The organism is uncultured Paracoccus sp., from assembly GCF_937873615.1.
GTDB lineage: Bacteria > Pseudomonadota > Alphaproteobacteria > Rhodobacterales > Rhodobacteraceae > Paracoccus.
In genome coordinates this window covers 20,117-45,298 of record NZ_CALMYP010000049.1, presented here as the reverse complement: position 1 = coordinate 45,298, position 25,182 = coordinate 20,117, and the positions used below count along the sequence as shown (strand labels likewise).

General features: G+C 65.2%; 23 protein-coding genes. 11 read left to right on the top strand and 12 right to left on the bottom strand.

Annotated features, from left to right (window positions below):
* Positions 1–11: 11 nt before the first annotated feature.
* Positions 12–305 (bottom strand): septum formation initiator family protein, encoded by a 294-nt coding sequence (locus tag Q0330_RS11300; RefSeq protein WP_299478915.1) that lies wholly within the window; start codon positions 303–305, stop codon positions 12–14.
* A 323-nt stretch (positions 306–628) separates the two neighbouring features.
* Here Q0330_RS11300 and Q0330_RS11295 point away from each other — a divergent pair, with 323 nt between their 5' ends.
* Positions 629–856 (top strand): hypothetical protein, encoded by a 228-nt coding sequence (locus Q0330_RS11295; protein ID WP_299478913.1) that lies wholly within the window; start codon positions 629–631, stop codon positions 854–856.
* 84 nt (positions 857–940) lie between these two features.
* On the opposite strand, the gene Q0330_RS11290 is transcribed toward Q0330_RS11295, so the two are convergent.
* Positions 941–2,215, bottom strand: coding sequence for an acetylornithine deacetylase/succinyl-diaminopimelate desuccinylase family protein (locus tag Q0330_RS11290; protein ID WP_299478910.1), 1,275 nt, complete (start codon positions 2,213–2,215; stop codon positions 941–943).
* 156 nt (positions 2,216–2,371) lie between these two features.
* Here Q0330_RS11290 and Q0330_RS11285 point away from each other — a divergent pair, with 156 nt between their 5' ends.
* From Q0330_RS11285 to Q0330_RS11265, 5 genes are all read left to right on the top strand, one after another.
* Positions 2,372–3,445, top strand: coding sequence for a hypothetical protein (locus Q0330_RS11285; protein WP_299478907.1), 1,074 nt, complete (start codon positions 2,372–2,374; stop codon positions 3,443–3,445).
* Positions 3,446–3,553: 108 nt separating this feature from the next.
* On the top strand, positions 3,554–4,690 hold the full coding sequence (locus Q0330_RS11280) for a hypothetical protein (protein ID WP_299478904.1): 1,137 nt from the start codon (positions 3,554–3,556) through the stop codon (positions 4,688–4,690).
* A complete protein-coding gene (locus Q0330_RS11275) occupies positions 4,690–5,253 on the top strand; it encodes a putative glycolipid-binding domain-containing protein (RefSeq protein ID WP_299478901.1) in 564 nt (187 codons plus the stop codon). Before Q0330_RS11280 ends, Q0330_RS11275 begins: the two co-directional genes overlap by 1 nt.
* Positions 5,240–7,174 carry an ATP-binding protein gene (locus Q0330_RS11270; RefSeq protein WP_299478898.1) on the top strand — a complete coding sequence of 645 codons (1,935 nt, stop codon included), beginning with the start codon at positions 5,240–5,242 and terminating at the stop codon, positions 7,172–7,174. Before Q0330_RS11275 ends, Q0330_RS11270 begins: the two co-directional genes overlap by 14 nt.
* Before the next feature lie 177 nt (positions 7,175–7,351).
* Positions 7,352–8,095: a YebC/PmpR family DNA-binding transcriptional regulator gene (locus tag Q0330_RS11265; protein ID WP_299478895.1), complete on the top strand. Its 744-nt coding sequence runs from the start codon at positions 7,352–7,354 to the stop codon at positions 8,093–8,095.
* On the opposite strand, the gene Q0330_RS11260 is transcribed toward Q0330_RS11265, so the two are convergent.
* On the bottom strand, positions 8,096–8,968 hold the full coding sequence (locus tag Q0330_RS11260) for a LysR family transcriptional regulator ArgP (RefSeq protein WP_299478892.1): 873 nt from the start codon (positions 8,966–8,968) through the stop codon (positions 8,096–8,098).
* An 87-nt stretch (positions 8,969–9,055) separates the two neighbouring features.
* Between Q0330_RS11260 and Q0330_RS11255 the strand changes: the two genes are divergently transcribed.
* Both Q0330_RS11255 and Q0330_RS11250 read left to right on the top strand, forming a co-directional pair.
* Positions 9,056–9,649 carry a LysE/ArgO family amino acid transporter gene (locus tag Q0330_RS11255; protein ID WP_299478890.1) on the top strand — a complete coding sequence of 198 codons (594 nt, stop codon included), beginning with the start codon at positions 9,056–9,058 and terminating at the stop codon, positions 9,647–9,649.
* Between the two features lie 3 nt (positions 9,650–9,652).
* Positions 9,653–10,531 carry a DMT family transporter gene (locus Q0330_RS11250; RefSeq protein ID WP_366518329.1) on the top strand — a complete coding sequence of 293 codons (879 nt, stop codon included), beginning with the start codon at positions 9,653–9,655 and terminating at the stop codon, positions 10,529–10,531.
* Between the two features lie 25 nt (positions 10,532–10,556).
* Here Q0330_RS11250 and choV read toward each other — a convergent pair whose 3' ends face one another.
* Genes choV through choX form a run of 3 tightly spaced genes read right to left on the bottom strand, consistent with a single transcriptional unit; the run spans position 10,557 to position 13,349 of the window.
* A complete protein-coding gene (gene choV, locus Q0330_RS11245; protein WP_299478887.1) occupies positions 10,557–11,564 on the bottom strand; it encodes a choline ABC transporter ATP-binding protein in 1,008 nt (335 codons plus the stop codon).
* A complete protein-coding gene (gene choW / locus Q0330_RS11240) occupies positions 11,561–12,409 on the bottom strand; it encodes a choline ABC transporter permease subunit (RefSeq protein WP_299478885.1) in 849 nt (282 codons plus the stop codon). The genes choV and choW overlap by 4 nt, the downstream gene beginning before the upstream one ends.
* 7 nt (positions 12,410–12,416) lie before the next feature.
* Complete coding sequence (gene choX / locus Q0330_RS11235) at positions 12,417–13,349, bottom strand: choline ABC transporter substrate-binding protein (protein WP_299478882.1); 933 nt, start codon at positions 13,347–13,349, stop codon at positions 12,417–12,419.
* An 80-nt stretch (positions 13,350–13,429) separates the two neighbouring features.
* On the opposite strand from choX, the gene betI reads away from it, so the two are divergent.
* Entirely contained in the window at positions 13,430–13,993 is a 564-nt protein-coding gene (gene betI, locus Q0330_RS11230; RefSeq protein WP_299478879.1) for a transcriptional regulator BetI, read from the top strand.
* 93 nt (positions 13,994–14,086) lie between these two features.
* On the opposite strand, the gene Q0330_RS11225 is transcribed toward betI, so the two are convergent.
* Genes Q0330_RS11225 through Q0330_RS11210 form a run of 4 tightly spaced genes read right to left on the bottom strand, consistent with a single transcriptional unit; the run spans position 14,087 to position 18,644 of the window.
* Positions 14,087–15,166 (bottom strand): BMP family ABC transporter substrate-binding protein, encoded by a 1,080-nt coding sequence (locus Q0330_RS11225; protein ID WP_299478876.1) that lies wholly within the window; start codon positions 15,164–15,166, stop codon positions 14,087–14,089.
* Between the two features lie 19 nt (positions 15,167–15,185).
* The gene (locus tag Q0330_RS11220; RefSeq protein WP_299478873.1) at positions 15,186–16,058 is read right to left on the bottom strand and encodes an ABC transporter permease; all 873 of its coding nucleotides are present in this window, start codon (positions 16,056–16,058) and stop codon (positions 15,186–15,188) included.
* Positions 16,055–17,131: an ABC transporter permease gene (locus Q0330_RS11215; RefSeq protein WP_299478870.1), complete on the bottom strand. Its 1,077-nt coding sequence runs from the start codon at positions 17,129–17,131 to the stop codon at positions 16,055–16,057. Before Q0330_RS11215 ends, Q0330_RS11220 begins: the two co-directional genes overlap by 4 nt.
* Positions 17,118–18,644 (bottom strand): ABC transporter ATP-binding protein, encoded by a 1,527-nt coding sequence (locus Q0330_RS11210; RefSeq protein ID WP_299478867.1) that lies wholly within the window; start codon positions 18,642–18,644, stop codon positions 17,118–17,120. Before Q0330_RS11210 ends, Q0330_RS11215 begins: the two co-directional genes overlap by 14 nt.
* Positions 18,645–18,737: 93 nt before the next feature.
* Here Q0330_RS11210 and dnaE point away from each other — a divergent pair, with 93 nt between their 5' ends.
* Both dnaE and Q0330_RS11200 read left to right on the top strand, forming a co-directional pair.
* On the top strand, positions 18,738–22,202 hold the full coding sequence (dnaE, locus tag Q0330_RS11205) for a DNA polymerase III subunit alpha (protein ID WP_299478864.1): 3,465 nt from the start codon (positions 18,738–18,740) through the stop codon (positions 22,200–22,202).
* 226 nt (positions 22,203–22,428) lie between these two features.
* Complete coding sequence (locus Q0330_RS11200; protein WP_299478941.1) at positions 22,429–23,058, top strand: metal-binding protein ZinT; 630 nt, start codon at positions 22,429–22,431, stop codon at positions 23,056–23,058.
* Between the two features lie 130 nt (positions 23,059–23,188).
* On the opposite strand, the gene groL is transcribed toward Q0330_RS11200, so the two are convergent.
* Both groL and groES read right to left on the bottom strand, forming a co-directional pair.
* Complete coding sequence (gene groL / locus Q0330_RS11195) at positions 23,189–24,838, bottom strand: chaperonin GroEL (protein ID WP_299478861.1); 1,650 nt, start codon at positions 24,836–24,838, stop codon at positions 23,189–23,191.
* A gap of 53 nt (positions 24,839–24,891) precedes the next feature.
* On the bottom strand, positions 24,892–25,179 hold the full coding sequence (groES, locus tag Q0330_RS11190; protein ID WP_299478858.1) for a co-chaperone GroES: 288 nt from the start codon (positions 25,177–25,179) through the stop codon (positions 24,892–24,894).
* Positions 25,180–25,182: the final 3 nt, after the last annotated feature.

Genomic DNA, 25,182 nt, shown 5'->3' with positions numbered 1-25,182 from the left:
GCGATCTTGACCTAGCGGATGATGACCTCGTCGGGGCGCATCAGGCCCAGAACCTCGCGGGCGCGTTCGTCGAGAAGGTCGATGTCGAGATATTCGTCGGACAGCCGGTATGTCAGGTTCTTCATCGCCTCCACCTCGGCCTGCAGGGCGTCGCGTTCGGCGATCAGGGCCTTGGTCTCATCCTGCAACTGGATGCGCCGCATCACCCCGGACGGGCCCTGGATGGCCGCGAAGGCGAAATAGACGCTGGCAAGCACGGCCAGGAAAACGATGACGATCGCTGAAAGCGACAGGCGCTGTGACATGGGCTGCCCCGGATTGCGGCCTTCTTCGGGCCTTTTGCGGCATATTCGCACGAAACGCGGTCCGGGGGAAGCCGGGGCGGCGGCGGTCGGGCGGCGAAATATCGTTGCGAAGATTCCGACAGAAAGAAAACTTCAGTAATGCCTTTCGCGACGGGATATGGTTAAATGGTCGCAGTAGCGATGGCGAATTTCGAGTCGGGCCGGCAAGGCGTCCCAAGCGGAAATTTGCCCGGTTAACCCCGGTGTCATTCAGATATTACTCTCTGCCCGCATGTTGCGGGGCATTGCCATTTCTTCAAGTCCTTCGGGGAGAGGAGACTGCCATGCGAGCGAAACGTGCCGTGATCGGCGGAGATCACATGTTCACGTCGGATGCGGATTTCGACGGCATGATCGGGGGCGATGTCATTGTCGCCAAGGGCGTTGCCGTGACCTTGCACGGGCTGGTCAATGGCGACCTGCTGGTGCGGTCGGGCGCGACGGTTCGGCTGGGCGCCATGGTCGGCGGGCAGGTCATCAATCAGGGCGGGACGGTCCTGACCATCGCCTGAGCCGGTGCCGGATGCCACTGGTCGCGAGGCCTGATCTGCGCCCGCCGGCGCGCGCTGTCGGTCCGGCGATCAGGCGGCGCGCGGTCAAGGTTGGCGCAGAAGATCGTCCAGCACCAGCCCCATGACCCGCGCCGAATCGAGCATGTCCTCGACGCCGATCCATTCGTCCGGCTGATGCGCCATTTCCAGCACGCCGGGGCCGTAGGCGATGCAGTTCTTCAGCTTGCCGATGCGGTCGATATGTTTCTGGTCATAGGTGCCGGGGCTGACGACATATCCGGCCTGAATGCCCAGCACACGCTCGATGGCGGCGGCGGTGGTGCGCACGACCGGGGCGTCGCGGTCGGTCATCGAGGGGATGACCTCGAAGAGATCGCGGATCTCGTAGCGGAAACTCGGGCGGCGGGCGCGGATGCGTTCCATCAGCGCGGTGATTTCGGCCTTCACCTCTGCCGGGTCTTCCTCGATCAGGAAGCGGCGGTCGATGGTGATGCGGCAGCGGTCGGCCACGCAGGGCGCGGGCAGGCCGGTGAATTCGGGGCCGAGATCGGGTTCTCCGCCATGGATCGAATTGATATTCAGCGTCGAGGATCGCGCGCCGTCCGGGATCACCGGCATCTCGGTGCGCTTGCCGGCCAGAAGCGGCCAGAGCGTCGCCTCCATCTCCTCCAGCACGGCGCCCATATGGCGGATGGCGCTGTCGCCCAGGAAGGGCATGGAGCCGTGGGCGATGCGGCCATGGGTCTCGATCTCGGCCCACCAGACGCCGCGATGGCCAAGGCAGATGCGGTCCTTGTGCAGCGGCTCGGGAATGATGACATGCTGGACATCGGCGAAGGCGCCCTGCTCGGCCAGATAGGCCACGCCGCCATAGCCGCCGGTTTCCTCATCCGCCGTGGCCGAGATTTCGATGCGCCCGGCATGGTCGGGATGGGTGTCGATGAAGGCCTCGGCTGCGATGATGGATGCGGCCAGCCCGCCCTTCATGTCGCAGGCGCCGCGGCCATAGATGCGGTCTTCCTCGGGCACATATTCGGCGCCGAACGGGTCGCGCGACCAGCCGTGACCGATTTCGACCACATCGTGATGAGAGTTGAAATGCACGCAATCGCCGGGGCGCGCGCCCTTGTGGCGGGCGACGAGGTTCCAGCGCGGATAGGCTTCGCTGTCGCCGGGGCTGCCCTTGGCGCGGACCAGATCGCAGGCGAAGCCCTTCGGGGCCAGCCGCGCCTCCAGATAGTCGCAGATGTCGCGGTAATGCTGTCCCGGCGGGTTCAGCGTCGGGATGCGGATCAGGTCCTGGGTCAGGCGGATCAGATCGTCGCGGCGGGCCAGGATGGTATCGGAAAGGGCGTCCATGCCGGCGAGATTGGCGCGGCTTCGGCGCGCTGTCCAGCCTTCTGCGCTGTCCTTGGCCGCGCCCCGCCGAACAAGCTCGATTTCGGGGAACGGGTCTTGTATGAGCCGCGTTTGAGCCTAAAGTTTTGTGCAACCAAGTTCTCAGGGGATTTTTCGATGGCATCGCTCGACCAGCAATTGAACGACACGCAGAAGCAGATCACGCTGACGCAACAGAAGATGGCCGAAGTGACCAGCCAGCTTGACCGGGCCACGGCGCGCGCCGAGGTGGCCGAGCCGGCCATCGACATCGCCAATGCGACGCTGGCCGATGTCCATGCCCATACCGAGGCAATGAATGCCAATATCGCCGAACTCATCATGGGGCTGGACGATGTGACGGCCGGGTTCTCCAAGGATTTCGAGCAGATGCGTTCGAAAACCGGGTGGGAGAGCTTTGTCGGCATTTTCGCGCGCGGTAAATCCGAGGCGATGCGGCAGGAACGGATGCGTTCGGCCAGCATCGACGACAAGCTGCAGGACCTGATCTCGAAATCCGATGTGATCACGCGGCTGTTGCAGGATCAGCTGGCGCAGCTGAACGACCAGAAGGGGAAGGTCGAGACCAACCTGACCGGCACGCTGGACGAGCGCGAGGCCACGGTCGATCTGCTGGAATCCCTGCGCCAGCGGATCGCGGCGATGGATCCGCAACTGATCGAGTTGGAGAACAAGGTCGCCTCGACCACCGATCCGAGCGACCGCACCCGGCTGGAGACCGAGCTTGCCAATGCCAACAAGGAGCATAACGCGCTCGTGCAGGACGAGCAGGTGGCGCTGGCGAAGTCGCAGACGCTGGAACGCTATATCGAGGCCGGCAAGACCTGGGTCGACAGCCTGCAGAATCAGGCCGCGACGCAGATGGTGCTGATCAACAAGCTGCAGACGGATACCAAGCAGCGTGTGGTTCTGTATGACGCGCTGACCAAGTCCTTGAAGACCGCGCAGCAGCAGGACGTGGCGCATCGCATCAACGAGATCGGGGTGAAGACCGATCAGGAGGCGCAGGCCCAGATGGCCGCCATCGGCACCGCCACCAATGACCGCATGGCCGACATGCTGGAAGCCCATGGCGATCACATGGTCTTCGCCCGCAAGGTGCTGGAGGAAAAGGCCAAGGCCGACGAACGTTTCGCCCGCCGTTTCAGCGAGATCGTGAAGAAGCACGACAGCAATCTCTACGGGGGTTGAGGTTGCGTTGAGCCGCGTTGCGCCGACCCTCCCCGCCGGGCGGGTTGGCGTCGTGACGCGGTATGGTGAATGCTGTTGGCGTTCGGTGCCGAAGCTGGGGGATCATCAATGAGCAAGGACCGCACCGGCAATCTGGACGCCGATCATCGCCAGATCGAGGACGACCTGATCGCCCGGCGCTATTTCGAGAAGCTGCGCCTGATTTCGGCCACTCTGCCCGATGTGCTGGCGGAAATGGTCCGCGACCGGCTGTTCAGCCAGACCGAGGTCGAGGTGCTCGGCTCTTATCTGAGCGCGATGCTGCGCTCGGCCGATGCGCTGTCGATGAAATATCTGGTCTCGGGCCGGGTCGACGGGCCGTTGCGCAAGTTCCTGACCATCGATGTGCACGAATCCGGCTATCCGGTCTGGTCCGAGATCGGGCAGATGGCCGCCGATGCGGCGCAGGCCGCCGACCAGTTGGCGCGCACCGCCGACAGCAGCCAGATCAAGGACGACATGGTGCGCCAGATCGTCGGCGATCTGACCATTCCGACGCGGCTGCAATATGCGATGTCGCAGCGGCTTTACCATGAGGCGCTGGCAAAGGGCGGGCTGTTCTGGCCGCAGATGCATCCGCAGGCCTATTGGCTGTCCGATGCCGGCCATAGGCGGCGCTGGCTGATCCATTGGGCGGTCTATGACAGCCAGTTGAACCTGCCGGTGGTCTATCTGATGGATTGCGACGATAGCGGTCGCCGCCCGCTGGCCGAGGATCCGAAACGCTGGCCCGAGGTGCAGGCGCATCTGATGGCGCAATCGGTGACCTCGCTGCAACTGCTGACCATCGCGCAGGGCTTCGATCGCGATTTCGACAAGCTGCACCCGCATCGCCTGCGTCGGATCCTGATGGGGCCGATCTATTCGCAGCAGTTCACCACCCAGGAAGGCCCGATCAAGGAGGTGCTGGACAATGCCCGCGCCCCGGCGGGCGAGGATTGGGCCGTGGCGCTGACCATCGAGGAGTTGCAGGCCGAACGCGCGATCATGGAATCGAGCGGGCTGTTCGGGGTGACCGAGCGGCAGATCTTCAAGCTCGATCCGCTTGGCCTCGGCGGGGCCGGGCAGGGGGCGAGCAATGTCGAGCGCGCGCTTGTGCTGCCGGCGCGGCCCTATCAGTCGCTGGCCGAGATGGACCCGGCAGGCTTTCGCAATATCCGCAAATATGTCCCGCTGCCCGATGGCCGCGTGACCGCCTATCGCTGATGGCGCGCGATCCGCAGATCCTGTGGCGGCGGCTGGACCGGCCCGGCCACGATGCCTGCCGGCTGTGGCAGGACGACACCCGGCAGGGGGTGGAAGGGGTGGCGGTCTGGCTGGACCCTGCCGGCCCGGCGCATCTGGCCTATCATGTCGCCTGCGATAACGACTGGACCACCCGCTCCGCCCGTGTGCAGGGCCGCGTCGGGGGGCGAGAGTTGACGCTCTCCATCCATCGCGACGAGATCGGCAATTGGCGCGCGGCGGGTGAAGAACTGCCGGATCTCTGCGGATTGCAGGATATCGACCTTGGCTTCACGCCCGCGACCAATACCCTGCCGATCCGCCGCTTGCGCCAGCAGGGCAAGGATCGCGCTGAACTGGCCTCGGTCTGGCTCGATCCGGCCGACTGGGCGCTGAAACGCCTGCCGCAGAGCTATCGTCGCGGCGATTCGGGCTGGCATTATGCCTCGCCCGGCTATGAGGCCGAACTTGCCGTCGATGCCGACGGCTTCGTCACCGATTACCCCGAGATGTGGATTAAAGAGGACCCGAATGGACGTTCGTAACGAAATGGAATTGCCCGAGGCCGAGATCCGCGCCCATTACCCGCAGGCGCTGTCGCTGCTGACCGGCTTCGACCATGCGCCACGGCTGGGCAAGGCCTCGGCCCCGGCGGCTGTGCCCGAACGCTCGCCCGGGATCCCCCGCATGACGCGGTTCCGCTCCACCACGCCGGGGTTGGCCGGGCGTTCGGTCGCCACGGCGCGGCCCGAAGGCACCCAGGTGATCGACCGGATCGAGGGGGTGGGCGGCGACGATCTGCCATCGCCCGCCGCCGCCACCGTTACCCGCGCGCTGCGCCGCGCCATCGCCATCGCGTTGGCGGTGGTGGATGAGGTCTCGGCCCGTTCCGGCGCGGCCGAATTGAAGCGCGCCAATCTGGAAGGCCGGCTGCCGGCGGAAAAGCGCGGTGAATTCGCCGAACTGCTGGCCGCCGAATCGCTTGCGGCCTTGTCGGTCTTTGCCAATGCCACCGCCTTCCTGCTGGCCGAACATGCCGGCCCCGAAACGGTCGAGGGCATCACCGCGGACGAGATCCTGACCGACAATCCGCTGACCGCCCTGCAGGGTGCCTTGTGGGAAATGGACCAGAACCTGTCGCGCGCCGCCCATGACGACAAGACCCTGATCGCCAGCGTGATCGCCAGTGCCGAGGCGCTGTCGGCGGGCGTTCAGGCCCGCGCCGAAAGCGTGCCGCGCACCGGGGCCTTTACCGGGGCAAGCTGGCGCGTGGCGGCGGACGATTTCCCGATCTCGGGCTATGCGCCCGCGACCAAGGCGCGCGGCAAGCCGGTGCAACTGGCCTTCAAGACCCCCGAGGAGGTCGTCGGCAATGCCATCGCCAAGCACCAGATGATGCGGCTGGCGCGGATGCTGGTCGCTTACGATTTCGACAGGCGGATGAACCCGTTCGTCGAGCTTGGCGGGTTCATCTATACCTTCCTCGGCGACGGCAAGCCCGGCACCGGCAAGACCACGTTGATCCAGATGATGGCGGGTCTGCTGAACGATTACTGCACGGTGGCGGGCTATCCCTTCCGCTATGCCAATCTGAGCATCGACAATGTCGACAGCTATCAGGGCAAGTCGGGCCAGAATGCGCGCGCCTTCATCAATAACGTGATCGACCCGGGCGTGATCGGCTTCGGCACCATCGACGATATCGACCAGATCGCCGGCAAGCGTGGCGACAAGCAGTCCTCCAGCGGTCAGCAGGAAATCACCGCTGTGCTGATGGAGGCCTTTGCCGGCGCTTCGACCATCGTGCGCGGCAATGCCACATTCGGCATGTTCTCGAACTATGCCGAATCCATCGACGACGCGCTGCGCCAGCGGGCAGGCGCACGCTTCCTGATCGACGGCCCGAAGACCCAGGCCGATTACATTGACATCCTGTCCCTGCTTCTGGGCAAGCGCCACCAGATCCCGGTCGGCGATCACGAGCTGATGAAGGCCCAGGCCATCAAGACCGCCGTCGCCGACAGTCTGGAGCGTCACAACCAGCCGCAGGAGGAAGGCCTCGCGAAGGTCTGGTCCGAGGTCACCGCCCAGACCGGCCCCCTCGACACGCTGGCCGAGTTCGGCACCTATCTGCACGCGATTTCTCAGGCGGATGAGCGATTCACCGGCCGCGCCATCAAGAATATCACCGATGCGATCAAGGCGCGTTCGATGGATTTCGACATGCCGGATGAATGGTTCGAAACCCCCGAGCCCTTCATGCACCAGCCTTACGAGCGCAAGCTGGAGATGATCGAGGCCCTGCGGCAGCCGATCACCAAGGAAATGATCGCGCAGGAAATCAACCGCTACGCCGACAGCGAATGGCGCTATGCCGACAGCAGCGACGAGACCGCCATCGAGGAAGCCGTGCGCAATATGGAACGCATGGCCGAGGCGCAGAAGCGCTATCGGGAAGGCGGGTAAGGTCCGCCGGTCAGGGGGGTGCCGGGTCGGCTTTCTGCGCATCGCCCGCTCAGGGCTGGCATGGGAACGGGGCATGGCAGGGCAGGCAATTGCGCCTCGTCTCTTGCGATCCGGGTGCGGGCTGGATTACAAGCGCCCGAAACCCGCATTTTGCCGAATATCGAAGGACCACCGATCATGGCAGGCCATTCCAAATGGGCGAACATCCAGCACCGCAAGGGCCGGCAGGACGCCATCCGCTCGAAGCTGTTCTCGAAGCTGGCGAAGGAGATCACCGTCGCCGCCAAGATGGGCGACCCCGATCCCGACAAGAACCCGCGCCTGCGTCTGGCGGTGAAGGAAGCCAAGTCGAGCTCGGTCCCCAAGGACGTGATCGACCGCGCCATCAAGAAGGCCGTCGGCGGCGATGCCGAAAACTACGACGAGATCCGTTACGAGGGTTACGGCCCCAACGGGATCGCCGTGATCGTCGAGGCGATGACCGATAACCGCAACCGCACGGCCTCGAATGTGCGCAGCTATTTCACCAAATCGGGCGGCGATATGGGGCAGACCGGCTCGGTCAGCTTCATGTTCGACCGGGTGGGCGAAATCAAGTATCCCGCCGATGCGGGCGATGCCGACACGGTGATGATGGCCGCCATCGAGGCCGGTGCCGACGATGTCGAATCGGACGAGGAAGGCCACTGGATCTATTGCGCCGATACCGATCTGAACGATGTCACCACGGCGCTGGAAGCGGCGCTTGGCGAATCCGAGACCGCCAAGCTGATCTGGAAGCCGCAGGCCCCGACCGAGATCGCCGATCTGGACACCGCGCAGAAGCTGATGCGCCTGATCGAGACGCTGGAAGACGACGATGACGTGCAGAACGTCACCGGCAATTTCGACCTCTCGGACGAGGTCGCGGCGCAGCTGTGATCACGGCTGGATAAGCACGGCGCGCGCGGCCCGGCGGATCGCGCGTGTCAGCGGCGCCAGTTGCGGCGCCACGATCCGCGCCACCTGCCAGTAAAGCGGCACGTCGAGCGGCGCATCCGCGACCAATGGCACCAGCCGGCCATGGCGCAGGTCATCCCCGATCAGGATTTCCGGGTTCATCCCCCAGCCCATGCCAAGGCGCGCCGCCTCGGCAAAGCCCTGCGTCGTCGGGATCAGATGGGTCGGCAGGGCGATGCGGGTGCCGGCCTGACGCTCGGCCCATTGGTTCTGCAACCCGTCCTTGGCGTTGAAGGTGATCGCCGGGGCGCGGCGCAGCGCATCGGCGGTGACCCCATCGGCGAAATGGCGGGCGATGAAGCCGGGGCTTCCGGTCGGCAGATAGCGCATGGCACCGAGCGCGTGACTGTCGCAGCCCGCGACCGGCCCGCGCGTCGCGGTGATCGCGGCGCTGACCAGACCGGCGCGCAGCCAGCTTTCGGCATGGTCCTGATCGTCGACGACCAGATCGAGCAGGCCGGGCGCCTCGGGCAGGGCGGATATGGCCCAACTGGCAAGGCTGTCGGCGGTTACGGCGATGCGGATCACCGGGGTCTCGGCCGGCGCGGCGCCCTGACCCGCGATCCCGGCCTCCAGCAGCCGCACTTGGTCGAGATGCGCCACCAGCCTCAGCCCGGCCTCGGTCGGGGCGACGGGCGGGCCGCGATCCAGCAGGACCTGGCCCATCCGCGCCTCCAGCGTCTTGATGCGCTGCGAAATCGCCGATTGGGTGACGCCGAGCGCATGGGCCGCAGCCTCGAAAGAGCCGCGGCGGGCGATCTCGGACAGGGCGGCAAGGGCGGGATAGTCGAGCATCAGTTCAGCTAATCTTGGTTTATATGATTTAATTTCACTTATGTTCGATCCTCTGGCAAGAGCGGATGCGTAACAGGGGACTTCGCCATGCACACCTTTCTTGCCGGGCTCGGCACCGGGCTTTCGCTGATCGTCGCCATCGGGGCGCAGAACGCCTTCGTCCTGCGCCAGGGCCTGCTTCGCAGCCATGTCTTCGCCGTCTGCCTGTTCTGCGCCTTGTCAGACGCGGTTCTGGTCACCTTCGGCGTCTTCGGCGCAGGCCTGCTGTCGCGCGTCGCCCCCTGGTTCACCGAGGTCATGCGTTGGGGCGGGGCGGCCTTCCTGATCTGGTACGGATTTCGCGCCGCGCGCTCGGCCTGGAACGGGGGCGACAGCCTGCGCGTGGCGGGGCAGGCGCAGGGCTTCTGGGCGACGATGGCGACGGTCGCCGCGATCACCTGGGCCAATCCGCATGTCTATCTGGATACGGTCGTGCTGCTCGGCGCGGTCTCGGCCGATTTCGCCGACAAGCGGGCCTTTGCCAGCGGTGCCATCGCCGGATCCTTCCTGTTCTTCTTCGCGCTCGGTTATGGCGCGCGACTGCTGGCGCCGATCTTCGCCCGGCCCCGCGCCTGGCAGGTGCTCGATCTGGTCATTGCTCTGGTTATGTGGTCTATCGCCCTGTCACTGATCTGGGGGTAGGGCGTGGACGCCAGACAACGGAACGATCTGGCGGGTGTCGGATGGATGGTGTTGACGGGGCTGCTTTTCGTGGCCTTCAATGCCTCGGTCAAGATCTTCGGGCAGGGCCTGCCGGCTGCGCAATCCGCCTTTATCCGCTTTGCCGTGGGCGCGATCTTCGTTGCGCCCTTGCTGCCGCGTATCCTGCGGGACGGGCTGCCCCATGGGTCGCTGCCGCTTTTCGGGCTGCGTGCGGTGCTGCATATCGTCGGCGTCGTGCTGTGGTTCTATGCCATGACCCGCATTCCGATCGCCGAGGTGACCGCGATCAACTTCCTCAACCCGGTCGCGGCCACGCTTGGCGCAGTCCTGTTCCTGCGCGAGCCGCTGTCGCCGCCGCGTGCCGTGGCGATCCTGGTCGCGCTTGGCGGGGCGCTGCTGATCCTGAGGCCGGGGATGCGCGGGCTGGATCTGGGACATCTGGCGCAGGTGACATCTTCGGTTCTGGTCGGGCTGTCCTATCTGGTTGCGCGAAACCTGGCGCAGAAGATCCCTGCCGAGGTGGTTGTCGCCGTCATGACGCTGACGGTCACAGCCGGGCTGCTTCCTTTCGCACTGGCGGTCTGGCAGCCGATGGGTTGGGGGCAGTTGGCGGGGCTGGCGCTTGTGGCCCTGATCGCCACCCTTGGCCATTACGCCATGACCCGCGCCTTTGCCGTCGCCCCCATGGCCGTCACCCAGCCGGTCACCTTCCTGCAACTGATCTGGGCCAGCCTGATGGGGGTGGCGGTCTTTCACGAACCGCTCGACCCCATGGTGCTGCTGGGCGGGGCCATCATCATCGCCGCCATCAGCTTCATCACTTGGCGCGAGACCCGCGTCGCTCAGCGCATGGTCCAGTAGCCGATCACCGGCGAGGCGAGATCAATCAGGCAGAGAGCCGTTGCAGCACCTGATCGCGGGTGACGATGCCGCCGCCGGAGACCGGCCTCGCCTCGGTTTCGCGCAGCGCGCCCAGGACCTCTTTCAAGGGCAGATCGGCGGGCAGGGGCTGGCCCTCGGCCATGCCGGGCGCGGCCAGATCGCGGGCGGTCAGCACCTCCAGCGGGTTCATATGGGCGACGAAATCGGCGACATAGCCATTGGCGGGCCGGGCCAGAATTTCGCGCGCGGTGCCGGTCTGCACGATCCGCCCGCCCTCCATCAGGGCGATGCGGTTGCCCAGCTTGAAGGCCTCGTCGAGGTCGTGGCTGACGAACAGGATCGTGCGGCGCGAGGATCGCTGCAATTCCAGCAGCTCATCCTGAAGCCGGGTGCGGATCAGCGGATCGAGCGCGCTGAAGGGTTCGTCCATCAGCAGGATCGGCGCCTCGGTCGCGAAGGCGCGGGCCAGGCCGACGCGTTGCTGCATCCCGCCGGACAATTCTCCCACCGGACGCTCGGCCCAGTCGGTCAGCCCGACCATGGCCAGTTGCGCGCCGACGCGCTGGCGCCGTTCCTCGGGCGCGGCACCGGCCAGTTCCAGCCCGAGCCCCACATTCTCGGCCACGCTGCGCCAGGGCAGCAGGCCGAATTGCTGGAAGACCATCGAGACATGGCGCAGCCGCAGCCGGCGCAATTGCTGCGCATCGGCATGGGGAACCGAGACCATCCTGCCGCCCATGCGCACCCGCACATCGCCACGCACCACCGGGTTGAGCCCGTTCACCGCGCGCAGCAGCGTCGATTTGCCGGAACCCGACAGCCCCATCAGCACGACGATTTCGCCATCCTGCACGTTCAGGGCCGCGTCATGGACGCCCAGAACCTCGCCGGTCGCCTCCTCGATGGCGGCGCGTTCCAGCCCCTCATCGGCCAGGCGCAGCGCATGGGCCGGCTTCTTGCCGAAGACGATCGAGCAGGCGTCGAACTCGATGGCGTTTTGCGGATCGCTCATGATTTTCCCCTTACCCGGAGGACGCGGTCGAGGGTGACCGCGACAATGACGACAATCAGCCCCGATTCGAAACCGAGCGAGGCATTCACGGTGTTCAGCGCCCGCACCACCGGCACGCCCAGCCCGTCGGCACCGACAAGCCCGGCAATGACGACCATGGAGAGCGACAGCATGATGGTCTGGTTCAGCCCGGTCATGATCTGGGGCAGGGCGCTTGGCAGTTCCACCTTCCACAACAGCTGGCGCGGCGTGGCACCGAAGGCGGTCGCGGCCTCAGTCAGCGCGCGCGGGGTCGAGGCGATGCCGAGCTGGGTCAGCCGGATCGGTGCCGGCAGCACGAAGACCACGGTGGCGATCAGCCCCGCGACCATGCCGATGCCGAAGAAGACGATGACCGGGATCAGATAGACATAGGTCGGCAAGGTCTGCATCAGGTCGAGAAGCGGCCTGACCCATTCGTAAAGCCGGGGCCGGTGCGCGAGCGCGATGCCCACCGGCACGCCGATGGCCATGCAGACCGCGCAGGCGGTCAGCACCAGCGTCAGCGATTCCATCGTCTCTTCCCAGTAGCCCTGGTTGATGATGAACAGAAGCCCCGCCGCCACCCCCAGCGTCGTCGGCCAGCTGCGCTGCAGCAGATGCGCGATGCCCAGCATGATCGCCACCATGACCAGCGGATGCGGGGTCAGCAGCAGCCACAGGATCGCGTCGATCATCCCCTGCAGCGCCGCCGCCATGGCGTCGAAAACGGCGCTGGCATGTTCGGTCAGCCAGTCGAAGGCCCGGCCGGCCTCGCGGCCGACCGGGATTTTCGTGCCTGTGATCAGCTCGAGCAGACGGTCCAAGGGTGGATCAATCCGTGAGCGCGGCTGTCAGCACCTCGACCGCGTCACGGCCATCCTGCGCGGTGACCCCGTCGAGCCAGGCCGGTGCCGCATCCGGGTTGGCCTTCAGCCAGGCCTTCGCCGCATCGCCGGGATCGGCCTTGTCGTTCAGGATCGCGCCCATGATCTCGTTTTCCATGGCCAGGGTGAATTCCAGGTTCTGCAGGAACTTGCCGACATTCGGGCATTCCTCGACATAGCCGGCACGGCTGGTCGTGAGCACCTCGGCCCCGCCGAGATTCGGCCCGAAGATATCGTCGCCGCCGGCCAGATAGGTCAGGTCGAACTCGCTGTTCATCGGATGCGGTTCCCAGCCGAGAAAGACGATGGGCTTGCCGGCCTTGCTCTCGCGGGCGACCTGTCCCAGCATCCCCTGTTCCGAGGATTCGACGATGTCGAAGGCGCCGAGGCCGAACTTGTCTTCACCCACCATCTCGATCAGCAGGCGGTTGCCGTCATTGCCCGGCTCGATCCCGTAGATCTTGCCATCCAGCGCCTTTTCCTGCGCGGCGATATTGCTGAAATCGGTGATGCCCAGATCGGCGCCGGCCTGATTGGTGGCCAGCGTGTATTTCGCCCCGGTCAGATTGGTGCGCACCATGTCGATGGTGCCGGCCTCGCGATAGGGGGCGATGTCCGCCTCCATCGAGGGCATCCAGAGGCCCAGGAAAACGTCGATATCGTTGGTCGACATTGCCGTGAAGGTCACCGGCAGGGCCAGGACCTCGATCTCGGTCTCATAGCCCAGGGCGTCGAGGATCGTCGTCGCCACGGCGGTGGTGGTGGTGATGTCGGTCCAGCCCACATCCGAGAAGGTGACCTGTTTGCAGGTCTCGGCTTCCTGTGCGGCGGCGGGAAGGGCGATGGCTGCGCCGAGCAGCAGGGCGGCGATACGGGTCATGGATACTCCTCGAAAAATATTGATTGACGGGTCAATCAAGCTGGGTTATTCCTACACAAAACCGACCGCGAGGTGCGCGGATGCGTAGTCGTGCCCGGCAAAATAACAGAAAGATCGAATTGATCAACGCCGCAATCGAAACGATTGCGCGATCTGGCACGCTTGATGTCACCGTGGCGGACATTGCCCGTGAAGCCGGCATGTCCCCGGCCTTGGCGCATCACTATTTCGGCTCCAAGGATCAGATCTTCCTGTCGACCATGCGGGAAATCCTGCGCCGCTATGGCGTCGCCGTGCGCGCCGAACTCGGCGGGCTCGACGATCCGCGCGCGCGTCTGCTGGCCGTGCTCGATGTCAGTCTCGGGCCGGAGCATTTCGATTCCGGCACGGTGGCGGCCTGGTTGAACTTCTATGTGCTCGCGCAGCGGGACAGGGATGCGGCGCGGCTTTTGCGGGTCTATCATCGCCGGCTGCGTTCGACATTGCTGGCCGATCTGCGGAAGCTGGCCGGTGATCGTGCCGCCGGCATCGCCGAGACGCTTGGCGCGCTGATCGACGGGGTCTATCTGCGCCACGCGCTGGATCGCGATCCGCCGCAGGATCTGCTGAGCCTTCCGCGCGCCTATCTTCTGTCGACGCTTTGAGCGTTCAAGGCGCGGACCGGCGGCGCACTGTGGCCGGTCCATGAAAAAACCGGGGCCGCGATGGCCCCGGTTCCCTGTCTGACGCATCCCGGCTTATTTCGGGATTTCGGCGGTGATCCCCTCGACGTAGAAATCCATCTGCGACAGTTCCTCGTCGGTGGCGGTCGCGCCTTCGGCCAGCCAGGCGCTGCCATCGGCCTTGTTCAGCGGCCCGGTGAAGGGGTGATAGGCGCCCGAGGCGATCTGTTCCTTCAGCGCCTCGGCTTCGGCCTTGACCTCGGCGGGGACGGCCTCGGTGATCTCGCCGATCTCGACCTCGCCGGCGCCGATCCCGGCCCAGGTGGCCTTGGATTCCCAGGTCCCGTCCAGAACCGCGCCGACGCGCTCGATATAATAGGGCGCCCAGTTGTCGATGATCGCGGAAACCCGCGGGCTGGGCTTGAAGGCCCCCATGTCCGAGGCCTGACCGAAGCCGATGGCACCGGCTTCTTGGGCCTTGGCCAGCGGCGCGGTCGAATCGGTATGCTGCAGGACCACGTCGACGCCTTCGGCGATCAGCGCGGCGGCGGCGTCAGCCTCCTTGGCCGGGTCGAACCAGCTATAGGCCCAGACCACCTTCATCTCGACATCCGGGTTCACCTTCCTGGCGTGGATGAAGGAGGAGTTGATGCCCTGAATGACCTCGGGGATCGGGAAGGAGCCGATATAGCCGATCTTGTTCGATTTGGTCATCCGCCCGGCAATCGTGCCCATGACCGCGCGGCCTTCGTAGAAGCGGGCGTCATAGGTCGAGACGTTGTCGGCGCGCTTGTAGCCGGTGGCGTGTTCGAATTTCACATCCGGGAACTTGGCCGCGGTGGCGATCACCGAATCCATGAAGCCGAAGCTGGTGGCGAAGATCAGCTTGTTGCCGGCAAGCGCCAGCTGGGTCAGCGCGCGTTCGGCATCGGCACCTTCCGGCACGCTTTCAATGAAGGTGGTTTCGATCCTGTCGCCATATTCGGCCTCGATCGCCTTGCGGCCCTGATCGTGCTGATAGGACCAGCCGCCATCGCCGACCGGGCCGACATAGATGAAGCCGACCTTCAGCTTCTCGCCATCCTGCGCCTGTGCCGGAAGCGCGGTCAGCGCCGCGACCGCCGCCGAGGTGATAAGGAATGTTCTGCGCTGCATGGATATTCTCCCTGTTATATCAGCTTGTTGCATGGAAGATCTGGCCCAGAGATCCGGGCGCTGCCGAACCGCGCCGACGGGCCGAGATGAGAACGAGGGCCAGGATGGTCACCAGATAGGGGGCCATGGCCAGCAATTGCACCGGCACATTGACGCCTGCCGCCTGCAGGCGCAGTTGCAGCACCGCGACCCCCCCGAACAGCCAGGCGCCGGCCAGCACGCCGACGGCGCGCCAGCCCGCGAAGACGACGAGGGCGAGCGCGATCCAGCCGGCACCGGCGGTCATGCCTTCGGTCCATTGCAGGACCGTGGCGATGGAAATATAGGCCCCGCCGATTCCGGCCATGGCGCCGCCGAAGGCGATGGCGGCCAGCCGCACGGCGCGGACCTTGTGGCCAAGCGCATGGGCGGCGTGGTGGTTCTCACCGATGCCGCGCAGGATCAGGCCGGGTCGGGTGCGGTTCAGAAACCACCAAAGCGCCAGGACCATGACGAGGCCGAACCAGATCACCCAGTTCAGCCCGAGAACGCCCGCCCCCATCGAGGGCGCCTTGACCCCTTCATAGGGTTTGCCGAACAGCGCCGTCAGCCCCAGCCCGAACAGCGTCAAGGCAAGGCCGGTGGCGACCTGATTGGTCAGCAGGAATTGCGTCAGCAGCCCGAAGATCATCGAGATCGCGGCCCCGGCAATCGCGGCCGCCATGAACCCCACCGCCGGGCTGCCGGTCGCATGGGCCGCCGCGAAGCCTGCCAATGCGCCGGTGATCATCATCCCCTCGACGCCCAGGTTCAGGACGCCCGCGCGTTCGGCGACCAATTCGCCAAGCGCCGCGAACAGGATCGGAGTCGCGGCGGACAGGATCATCACGATCAGGGTGGTCAGGTCGATCATGCCGCGATCCTCCGCCGGATGCGATAGCGGGTCAGCAGGTCGAAACCCAGAAGATAGAACAGCAGCATCCCCTGAAACACCTGCACCGTCGCCGCCGGTAATTGCAGCATCAGCTGGGCGATATCTCCGCCGATATAGGTCAGCGCCATCAGCAGGCCCGCCAGCAGGATGCCGACCGGATGCAGCCGGCCCAGAAAGGCCACGATGATCGCGGTAAAGCCATAGCCCGAGCCGAAGCTGTCGGTGATCTGGCCAGCCGGGCCCGCAGCCTCGAACAGGCCGGCCATGCCGGCAAGCGCGCCCGAAAGGCCAAGGCAGAACCCGACGAGGGCCGAAGGCCGGACCCCGGCGAAGCGGGCGGCGCGCGGGGCTTCGCCCGCCGCGCGGATCTGCAACCCCCGGATATGGCGCGACATCAGCACCCAGATGCCGAAGACCGCGAAGCTGGCCGCGATGACGCCCCAATGGATGCCGGTGCCGGGAAACATCTCGGGGTTGGAGGCGGCGGGATATTGCGACAGGTTGCGCGATCCGGGCATCCCGAAGCCTTCCGGGTTGCGCATCGGGCCGAAGGCCATCCAGGCGGCGATCTTCTGGGCGACATAGACCAGCATCAGCGAAACCAGGATCTCGGAGGCCCCGAACCAGTTGCGCAGCACCGCCGGGATCATCCCCCAGGCCCAACCGCCAAGCGCGCCGGCGACGACCATGGCCGGGAAGATCCACCAGCCCTCGGCCGGATAGGCGGCAAGCGCCACGGCGGCGCCGGCAATGCCGCCCATGATGTATTGCCCTTCCGCGCCGATATTCCAGATGCCGGCCCGGAACCCAACGGCAAGGCCGCAGGCGATCAGGATCAGCGGGCCGGCCTTGACCAGCAATTGCGGGCGCGAATAGCCGGCCGAGGCGCCGAACAGCGGGTCCCAGAAGATGGTGCGGATGGCCGCCACGGGGTCGTAGCCCATCAGCCCGAACAGCAGCGCGCCGGTCAGCATGGTGGCGATGACCGCCATGACCGGCGTGGCGAATTGCCAGATCAGCGGCGCGTCGCTGCGTGGTTCAAGTTGCCACATGCGCGGCCTCCATTCCATGGGCGCCGCCCAGCATCAGGCCGATCTGATCGAGGCTGAGGCCTTCGACCGGGCGCGGTTCCGACAGGCGGCCTTCGTTCAGCGCGCAGAAACGGTCGCCGAGTTCCAGAAGTTCATCAAGGTCCTGACTGATGACGATCACCCCCGCCCCCCCGGCGGCAAGGTTCAGCAGCGCCTGCCGGATGGAGGCGGCGGCGCCGGCATCGACGCCCCAGGTCGGCTGGTTCACCACCAGCACGCGCGGGGCCTGCAGGACCTCGCGCCCGATGACGAATTTCTGCAGGTTGCCGCCCGACAGCGCGCGCGCCGCCGTGTCCGGCCCCGGCGTGCGCACGTCGAATTCGGCGATCACCTTCTGCGTATAGTCCCGCGCCGCGCCGTGGCGGATCATCCCGCCCGGCGCCAAATCCTGCCGCACCGTCGCCGTCAGCAGCGCATTGTCGACCAGCGAGAAACCCGGCACGGCGGCATGGCCCAGCCGGTCCTCGGGCGCGGCCAGCAGCCCGGCGCGGCGGCGCAGGGCCGGGCCGGCGCGCGACAGATCCTCGCCCGCCAGCGTCACCGTGCCCGCCGGAGAGGGGATTTCGCCCGAAAGTGCGGCCAGCAGTTCTTCCTGCCCGTTGCCGGCGACGCCGCCGATGGCCAGAACCTCGCCCGCGCGCAATTCCAGCGAGACGGATTTCAGCGCCGTCCCCTCGACCGATTGCGCGGCGAGGCTGAGGTTATCGACGGTCAGCAGCACTTCGCCCGGGCTGCGGCCGGAACGGTCGATCTCGCGCATCTCGCCGCCGACCATCATCGCCGCCAGTTCCCGCGCCGAATGTTCGCGCGGGTCGCAACTGTCGATGACCCGGCCGCCGCGCAGGATCGTCGCGCGGTCGCAATGGCTGCGGATCTCTTCCAGCTTGTGACTGATATAAAGGATCGAGGTGCCCTTCGCCGCCAGCTTGCGAAGGGTGGCAAACAGGATCTCGGCCTCCTGCGGGGTCAGAACGCTGGTCGGCTCGTCCATGATCAGCAGGCGCGGATCGCCCAGAAGCGCGCGGATGATCTCGACCCGCTGACGCTCGCCCGCCGAAAGATCGGCGACCTGACGGGCGGGGTTCAGGGGCAGGCCGTATTCTTCGGAGAGCGTGGCGATGCGGCTCGCCAGCTCGCGCCGGGGCGGCGGGTGGTCGAGGCCGAGGGCGATGTTTTCCGCCACATTCATGGCGTCGAACAGGCTGAAATGCTGGAAAACCATGCCGACGCCGGCGGCGCGGGCGGCATTGGGATCGGCGGGCTCGAAAGACGCGCCATTCATCCACATCCGCCCCTCGTCCGGGCGCACCAGCCCGTAGATGGTCTTGACCAATGTGGATTTTCCGGCCCCGTTCTCGCCCAGAAGCGCGTGGATGTCGCCGGGCCGGACCTCGAACGAAATGGCATCATTGGCCTTGACGCCCGGATAGGTCTTGCTCAGACCCTCGGCGCGGAAAATGGCAGTGTCGCTCAAGTCATTGTCCCTGTTGTTCTTGCCTGCGATTTAGACAGATAAATCCGGATCGGGCAATTGCGCTTTCAGTCAGCCGCGCATAGCTTTCACCGCATGCCGGAAAATCAGCCACGATTCATCCATCTCCGCACCCATTCCGAGCATTCGCTGCTGGAAGGGGCGGTTCCCGTCAAGAAACTGATCGGATTGGCCAAGGATGCCGGGATGCCGGCGGTGGCGCTGACCGATACGAACGCCATGTTCGCGGCGCTGGAATTCAGCGTGAAGGCGCTGGAGGAAGGCCTCCAGCCGATCGTCGGCTGCCAGTTGACGCTGGACATCGGCGGGCAGGCGGGGCCGGTCGTGGCACTGGCGCAGAATGCCGATGGCTGGCTGAACCTGATGGCGCTGTCGAGCTGTCTTTACCTGCGCAAGGACGGCCAGCCCGTTCATGTGACCGAGGCCGAACTGGCCCAGCATTCCGCCGGTCTGATCCTGCTGAGCGGGGCCGCCGAGGGTCCCATCGGCAAGCTGATCCGCGCCGGCGATCTGGCCGGGGCCGAGGCCGGTCTGCGCAGCCTGCATCGGGCCTTCGGCGACCGGCTTTATGTCGAACTGACCCGTCACAAGGACGAATCGGGCAAGCTGATGGAAGCCGAGGCCGCGACCGAGGACACATTCATCCGCCTTGCCTATCTGCTGGAACTGCCGCTGGTTGCGACCAACGATGTCTATTTCCCCAAGCCTGCGATGTTCGAGGCCCATGACGCGCTGATCTGCATCGCCGAGCGCGCCTATGTCGACCAGTCCCAGCCGCGCCGCCGGCTGACGCCGAACCACGATTTCAAATCGCCCGAGGAAATGGCGGTCCTGTTCGCCGACCTGCCCGAAGCGATTGAAAACACCGTCGAAATCGCCCGACGCTGCGCCTTTGCCGTGGCCCGGCACAAGCCGATCCTGCCGCGCTTCGCCGATGACGAGGTGGAAGAACTGCGCCGTCAGGCCCGCGACGGGCTGGAGGCGCGGCTGAAGGTCATCCCCCATGCCGTTTCGGTCGAGGAATACCACAAGCGCCTGGATTTCGAGCTGGGCATCATCGAGCAGATGGGTTTCCCCGGCTATTTCCTGATCGTTGCCGATTTCATCAAATGGGCCAAGGATCATGACATTCCGGTCGGGCCGGGGCGGGGGTCGGGCGCGGGCTCGCTGGTGGCCTATGCGCTGACCATCACCGATCTCGATCCCTTGCGCTATTCGCTGCTGTTCGAACGCTTCCTGAACCCGGAACGGGTCTCGATGCCCGACTTCGACATCGACTTCTGCATGGATCGCCGCGAGGAGGTGATCCGCTATGTGCAGGAGAAGTACGGCGCCGAAAAAGTGGGCCAGATCATCACCTTCGGCGCGCTTCTTTCGAAAGCCGCGGTGCGCGATGTGGGACGCGTCCTGCAACTGCCCTTCGGTCAGGTGGACCGGCTGTCGAAGATGATCCCGGTCGAAGGGGTGAAGCCGGTCAGCGTGACCAAGGCCATCGCGGATGAGCCGCGCCTGCGAGAGGCCCGCGACAGCGAGGAAGTGGTGGCCCGGCTGCTGGATTACGCCGCCAAGGTCGAAGGGCTTTACCGCAACGCCTCGACCCATGCCGCCGGCGTGGTGATCGGGGATCGGCCGCTGGACCGGCTGGTGCCGCTTTACCGCGATCCGGCATCCGACATGCCGGCCACGCAGTTCAACATGAAATGGGTGGAGCAGGCCGGGTTGGTGAAGTTCGACTTCCTCGGCCTGAAGACCCTGACCGTCATTCAGAACGCGGTCGATCTGATCAATGGCGGCGGCAGGCCCCTGCATGTCGCCGCCGACGGCCGCCAGCTTTACGACCCGCCCGAGGGGGCGTTGAACCAGATCAACGCGATCCCGCTGGACGACAAGGCCAGTTACGAGCTTTTCGCCAGCGCCCGCACCGTCGCCGTCTTCCAGGTGGAAAGCTCGGGCATGATGGATGCGCTGCGCCGGATGAAGCCGACCTGCATCGAGGATATCGTGGCGCTCGTGGCGCTTTATCGCCCCGGCCCGATGGAGAACATTCCCACCTATTGCGAGGTGAAGAACGGCCAGAAAGATCTTGAATCCATTCATCCTTCTATCGACCATATCCTTGCCGAAACACAGGGCATCATCGTCTATCAGGAACAGGTGATGCAGATCGCGCAGGTCATGGCCGGCTATTCGCTCGGCGGTGCCGACCTGCTGCGCCGCGCCATGGGCAAGAAGATCGCCGAGGAAATGGCCAAGGAGCGGCCGAAATTCGTCGATGGCTCGGTCGCGAATGGCGTCGATTCGAAGAAGGCTGGCGAAGTATTTGACCTTCTGGAAAAATTCGCCAATTACGGCTTCAACAAATCGCATGCCGCAGCCTATGCGGTGGTCAGCTATCAGACCGCCTGGCTGAAGGCGAACCACCCGGTCGAGTTCATGGCCGGGGTGATGAATTGCGATATCCACCTGACCGACAAGCTGGCCGTCTACAAGCGCGAACTCGACCGGATGGAGATCGAGGTGGTGCCGCCCTGCGTCAACCGATCCGGCGCGACCTTCACCGTGGCCGAGGGCCGCGTGCATTACGCGCTCGGCGCGTTGAAGGGCGTGGGCGTCGAGGCGATGCGCACCATCGTCGAGGCGCGGGGCGATGAGCCCTTCACGGACCTCGTCGATTTCGCCCGCCGCGTCGATCTGCGCCGCGTCGGCAAGCGGGCGCTGGAAATGATGGCCAAGGCCGGTGCCTTCGACCTGCTGGACGACAATCGCGCCCGGGTGCTGGCCTCACTCGACGGGCTGGTCGCCTTTTCCGGGGCGAGCCACGATCAGGCGGCCTCGAACCAGTCCTCGCTGTTCGGGGGGGGCGAGGATCTGCCGCCGCCGCGCCCGGTTCTGGCGCAGGTCTGGCTGCCATCGGAGAGGCTGGGGCAGGAACATCAGGCCATCGGCTTCTATCTGTCGGGCCATCCCATCGACGATTATCTGCCGGCCCTGCGCCGGATCGAGGTCTCGACGCTGGCTGAGATCAAGGCCGCTGCGGCCTCGGGCCCGCTGGTGACCTATATCGCCGGCACCGTGTCCTCGCGGCAGGAGAAGAAATCGGCGAAGGGCAACCGCTTCGCCTTCATCGGTGCTTCGGATCCGACCGGGCTTTACGAGGCGGTGGTCTTCTCGGATGTGCTGGAAGCCTGCCGCGAGCATCTGGAGCCGGGTCAGAACGTGGTCATGCAGGTGCAGGTCGAGCCGCAGGGCGACGAGGTAAAGATGCTGGCGCGATCCGTCACGCCGCTGGAAAGCGCCATCGCCAATGTCGGCCCGGCAGAACTGGTGCTGGAGGTCGCGGATTCGCTGGACCTGAAGGGCCTGCAGGACACGCTGTCCGGCCTTGGCACGGATCGCGGCCGGCGCGGCAAGCTGATCCTGCGCGTCCATGAGGGCGACGAGGTCTATGATGTCGAGGTCACCGACAAGGCCCCCGTCGGCCCCGGCGCCCGTCAGCGTTTCCGTGTCGTCCCCGGCGTGCTGAACGTGCTGGAACAATAGCCCATTGCATCCGCATGGCCGGGCTTCACGGCGTCGTGATCCACAATCGGCATCCCGATCCGGCAAGGATTGGCCGGTGATGCCCGCGTGATCGGAAACCGTTGCGTCATGGGGATGGCTCGTCTATTCAGGATATGTAATGTAATAACATTGCAAATCTGATTGGAGAAAGACGAAGATGTATTCCCGGACGATGACAACGACGATGGCGGCTCTGGCCGTCAGCATGTTTGCGCTTGCGGCCCATGCCAGCGGAACCGAACAGGACGCTGCCGCCCACGATCACGCGCACGCGCATGAACATGACGAGGCCGCCGCCAAGCAACAGATCTACAGCGGTTATTTCGAGGACAGCCAGATCGCGCCGCGCCCGCTTTCCGACTGGCAGGGCGAATGGCAATCGGTCTTTCCGCTGCTGGAGGCGGGGCAGTTGGATGCGGTCATGGCCGACAAGGCCGCGCATGGCGACAAGACGGCCGAGGAATACACCGAATATTACCGCATCGGCTATGCGACCGATGTCGATCGGCTGGATATCGAAGGCGACATGGTCACCTTCCATCGCGGCGATGCGGCGGTCTCGGGGCGCTATGCCGACGATGGCTATGAGATCCTGACCTATGAGAAGGGCAATCGCGGTGTGCGCTTCATCTTCCGCAAGGTCGAGGGTGATGCGGATGCGCCGGGCTTCATCCAGTTCAGCGATCACAAGATCGCGCCCGAGGTCTCGGACCATTACCACCTCTATTGGGGCGAGGACCGCGCCGAGATCCTGAAAGAGCTGACCAACTGGCCGACCTATTACCCGGCCGCGCTGAGCACGGAAGGCGTCGTGTCAGAGATGTTGGCGCACTGATCCGGCGCTCCCCCGCCGGGACTGCCGGGCGCGTCAGTCGCAAGCCGCGCCCGGCAGTTTTTTCAAGCCGTCGAAAGAAAAAGGCCGCCCCGAAGGGCGGCCTTTCGCATGTCTGCCTGAGGGCAGGGGATTACATCATCCCCATGCCGCCCATGCCACCCATGCCACCCATGTCGGGGGCACCACCGGCGCCCTTCGGCTCGGGCTTCTCGGCGACCATGGCTTCGGTGGTGATCAGCAGGCCGGCAACCGAGGCTGCGTCTTCCAGCGCGGTGCGCACGACTTTCGCCGGGTCGATGACGCCGAACTTGAACATGTCGCCATATTCTTCGGTCTGGGCGTTGAAGCCGAAGGCCTTGTCGTTCGATTCGCGGATCTTGCCCGCGACGACAGCGCCGTCGACGCCGGCGTTTTCGGCGATCTGGCGCATCGGGGCTTCCAGCGCGCGGCGCACGATGGTGATGCCGGCGTCCTGATCCGAGTTCGCACCCTTCAGGCCTTCCAGCGCCTTGCCGCCCTGAACCAGCGCCACGCCGCCACCGACGACAACGCCTTCCTGAACCGCCGCACGGGTCGCGTTCAGCGCGTCATCGACGCGGTCCTTGCGCTCTTTCACTTCGACTTCGGTCATGCCGCCGACGCGGATGACGGCCACGCCGCCGGCCAGCTTGGCCACGCGTTCCTGCAGCTTTTCCTTGTCGTAATCGCTGGTGGTTTCCTCGATCTGCTGGCGGATCTGACCCACGCGGGCCTCAATCTCGGCCTTGTCGCCGGCGCCGTCAACAATGGTGGTATTGTCCTTGTTGATCGAAACCTTCTTGGCGGTGCCCAGCATGTCGACGGTGACGTTTTCCAGCTTCATGCCCAGGTCTTCGCTGATCACCTGACCGCCGGTCAGGATGGCGATGTCCTGCAGCATGGCCTTGCGGCGATCGCCGAAGCCCGGCGCCTTGACGGCTGCGATCTTCAGACCGCCGCGCAGCTTGTTGACGACCAGCGTGGCCAGGGCCTCGCCCTCGACATCCTCGGCGATGATCAGCAGCGGCTTGCCCGACTGGATCACGGCTTCCAGCAGCGGAACCATCGGCTGCAGCGAGGAGAGCTTCTTCTCGTGCAGCAGGATATAGGCGTCTTCCAGATCGGCGACCATCTTGTCGGGATTGGTCACGAAATAGGGCGACAGATAGCCACGGTCGAACTGCATGCCCTCGACGACTTCGACGTCGGTTTCCATGCCCTTGTTCTCTTCGACGGTGATGACACCCTCGTTGCCGACTTTCTGCATGGCTTCGGCGATCATCTTGCCGATGCCTTCTTCGCCATTGGCCGAGATGGTGCCAACCTGAGCGACTTCGTCCGAATCGTTGACCGGGCGCGAGGCAGCCTTGATCGCTTCGACGACTTTCGAGGTCGCCAGGTCGATGCCGCGCTTCAGATCCATCGGGTTCATGCCGGCGGCAACCGATTTCATGCCTTCCTTGACGATGGCCTGGGCCAGAACCGTCGCGGTGGTGGTGCCGTCGCCGGCCTCGTCATTGGTGCGCGAAGCGACTTCGCGGACCATCTGGGCGCCCATGTTCTCGAACTTGTCCGAAAGCTCGATTTCCTTGGCGACCGAAACGCCGTCCTTGGTGATGCGCGGTGCGCCGAAGGAACGGTCGATGACCACGTTGCGGCCTTTCGGGCCGAGGGTGACCTTGACCGCATCCGCCAGAATATTGACGCCCTTCAGCATCGAATCGCGCGCGGTGGTGCTGAACTTAACGTCCTTGCCAGCCATGTTATTCTCCTAGAAACTCGTTTGAATTGAAGCGTTTGTCTGGGGTTCGGCGATCAGCCGATGATCCCCATGATGTCGCTTTCCTTCATGATCAGCAGCTCCTGGCCATCCAGCGTGACCTCGGTGCCCGACCATTTGCCGAACAGGACCCGGTCGCCGGCCTTGACCGCGGGTGCGATCAGCTCGCCCGAATCCTTGCGGGCGCCTTCGCCGACGGCGACGACTTCGCCTTCAGCGGGTTTTTCCTTGGCGCTGTCGGGGATGATCAGCCCGCCCTTGGTCTTCTCGTCGGATTCGACGCGCTTGACCAGGACTCGGTCGTGCAGCGGTTTGAAAGCCATGTT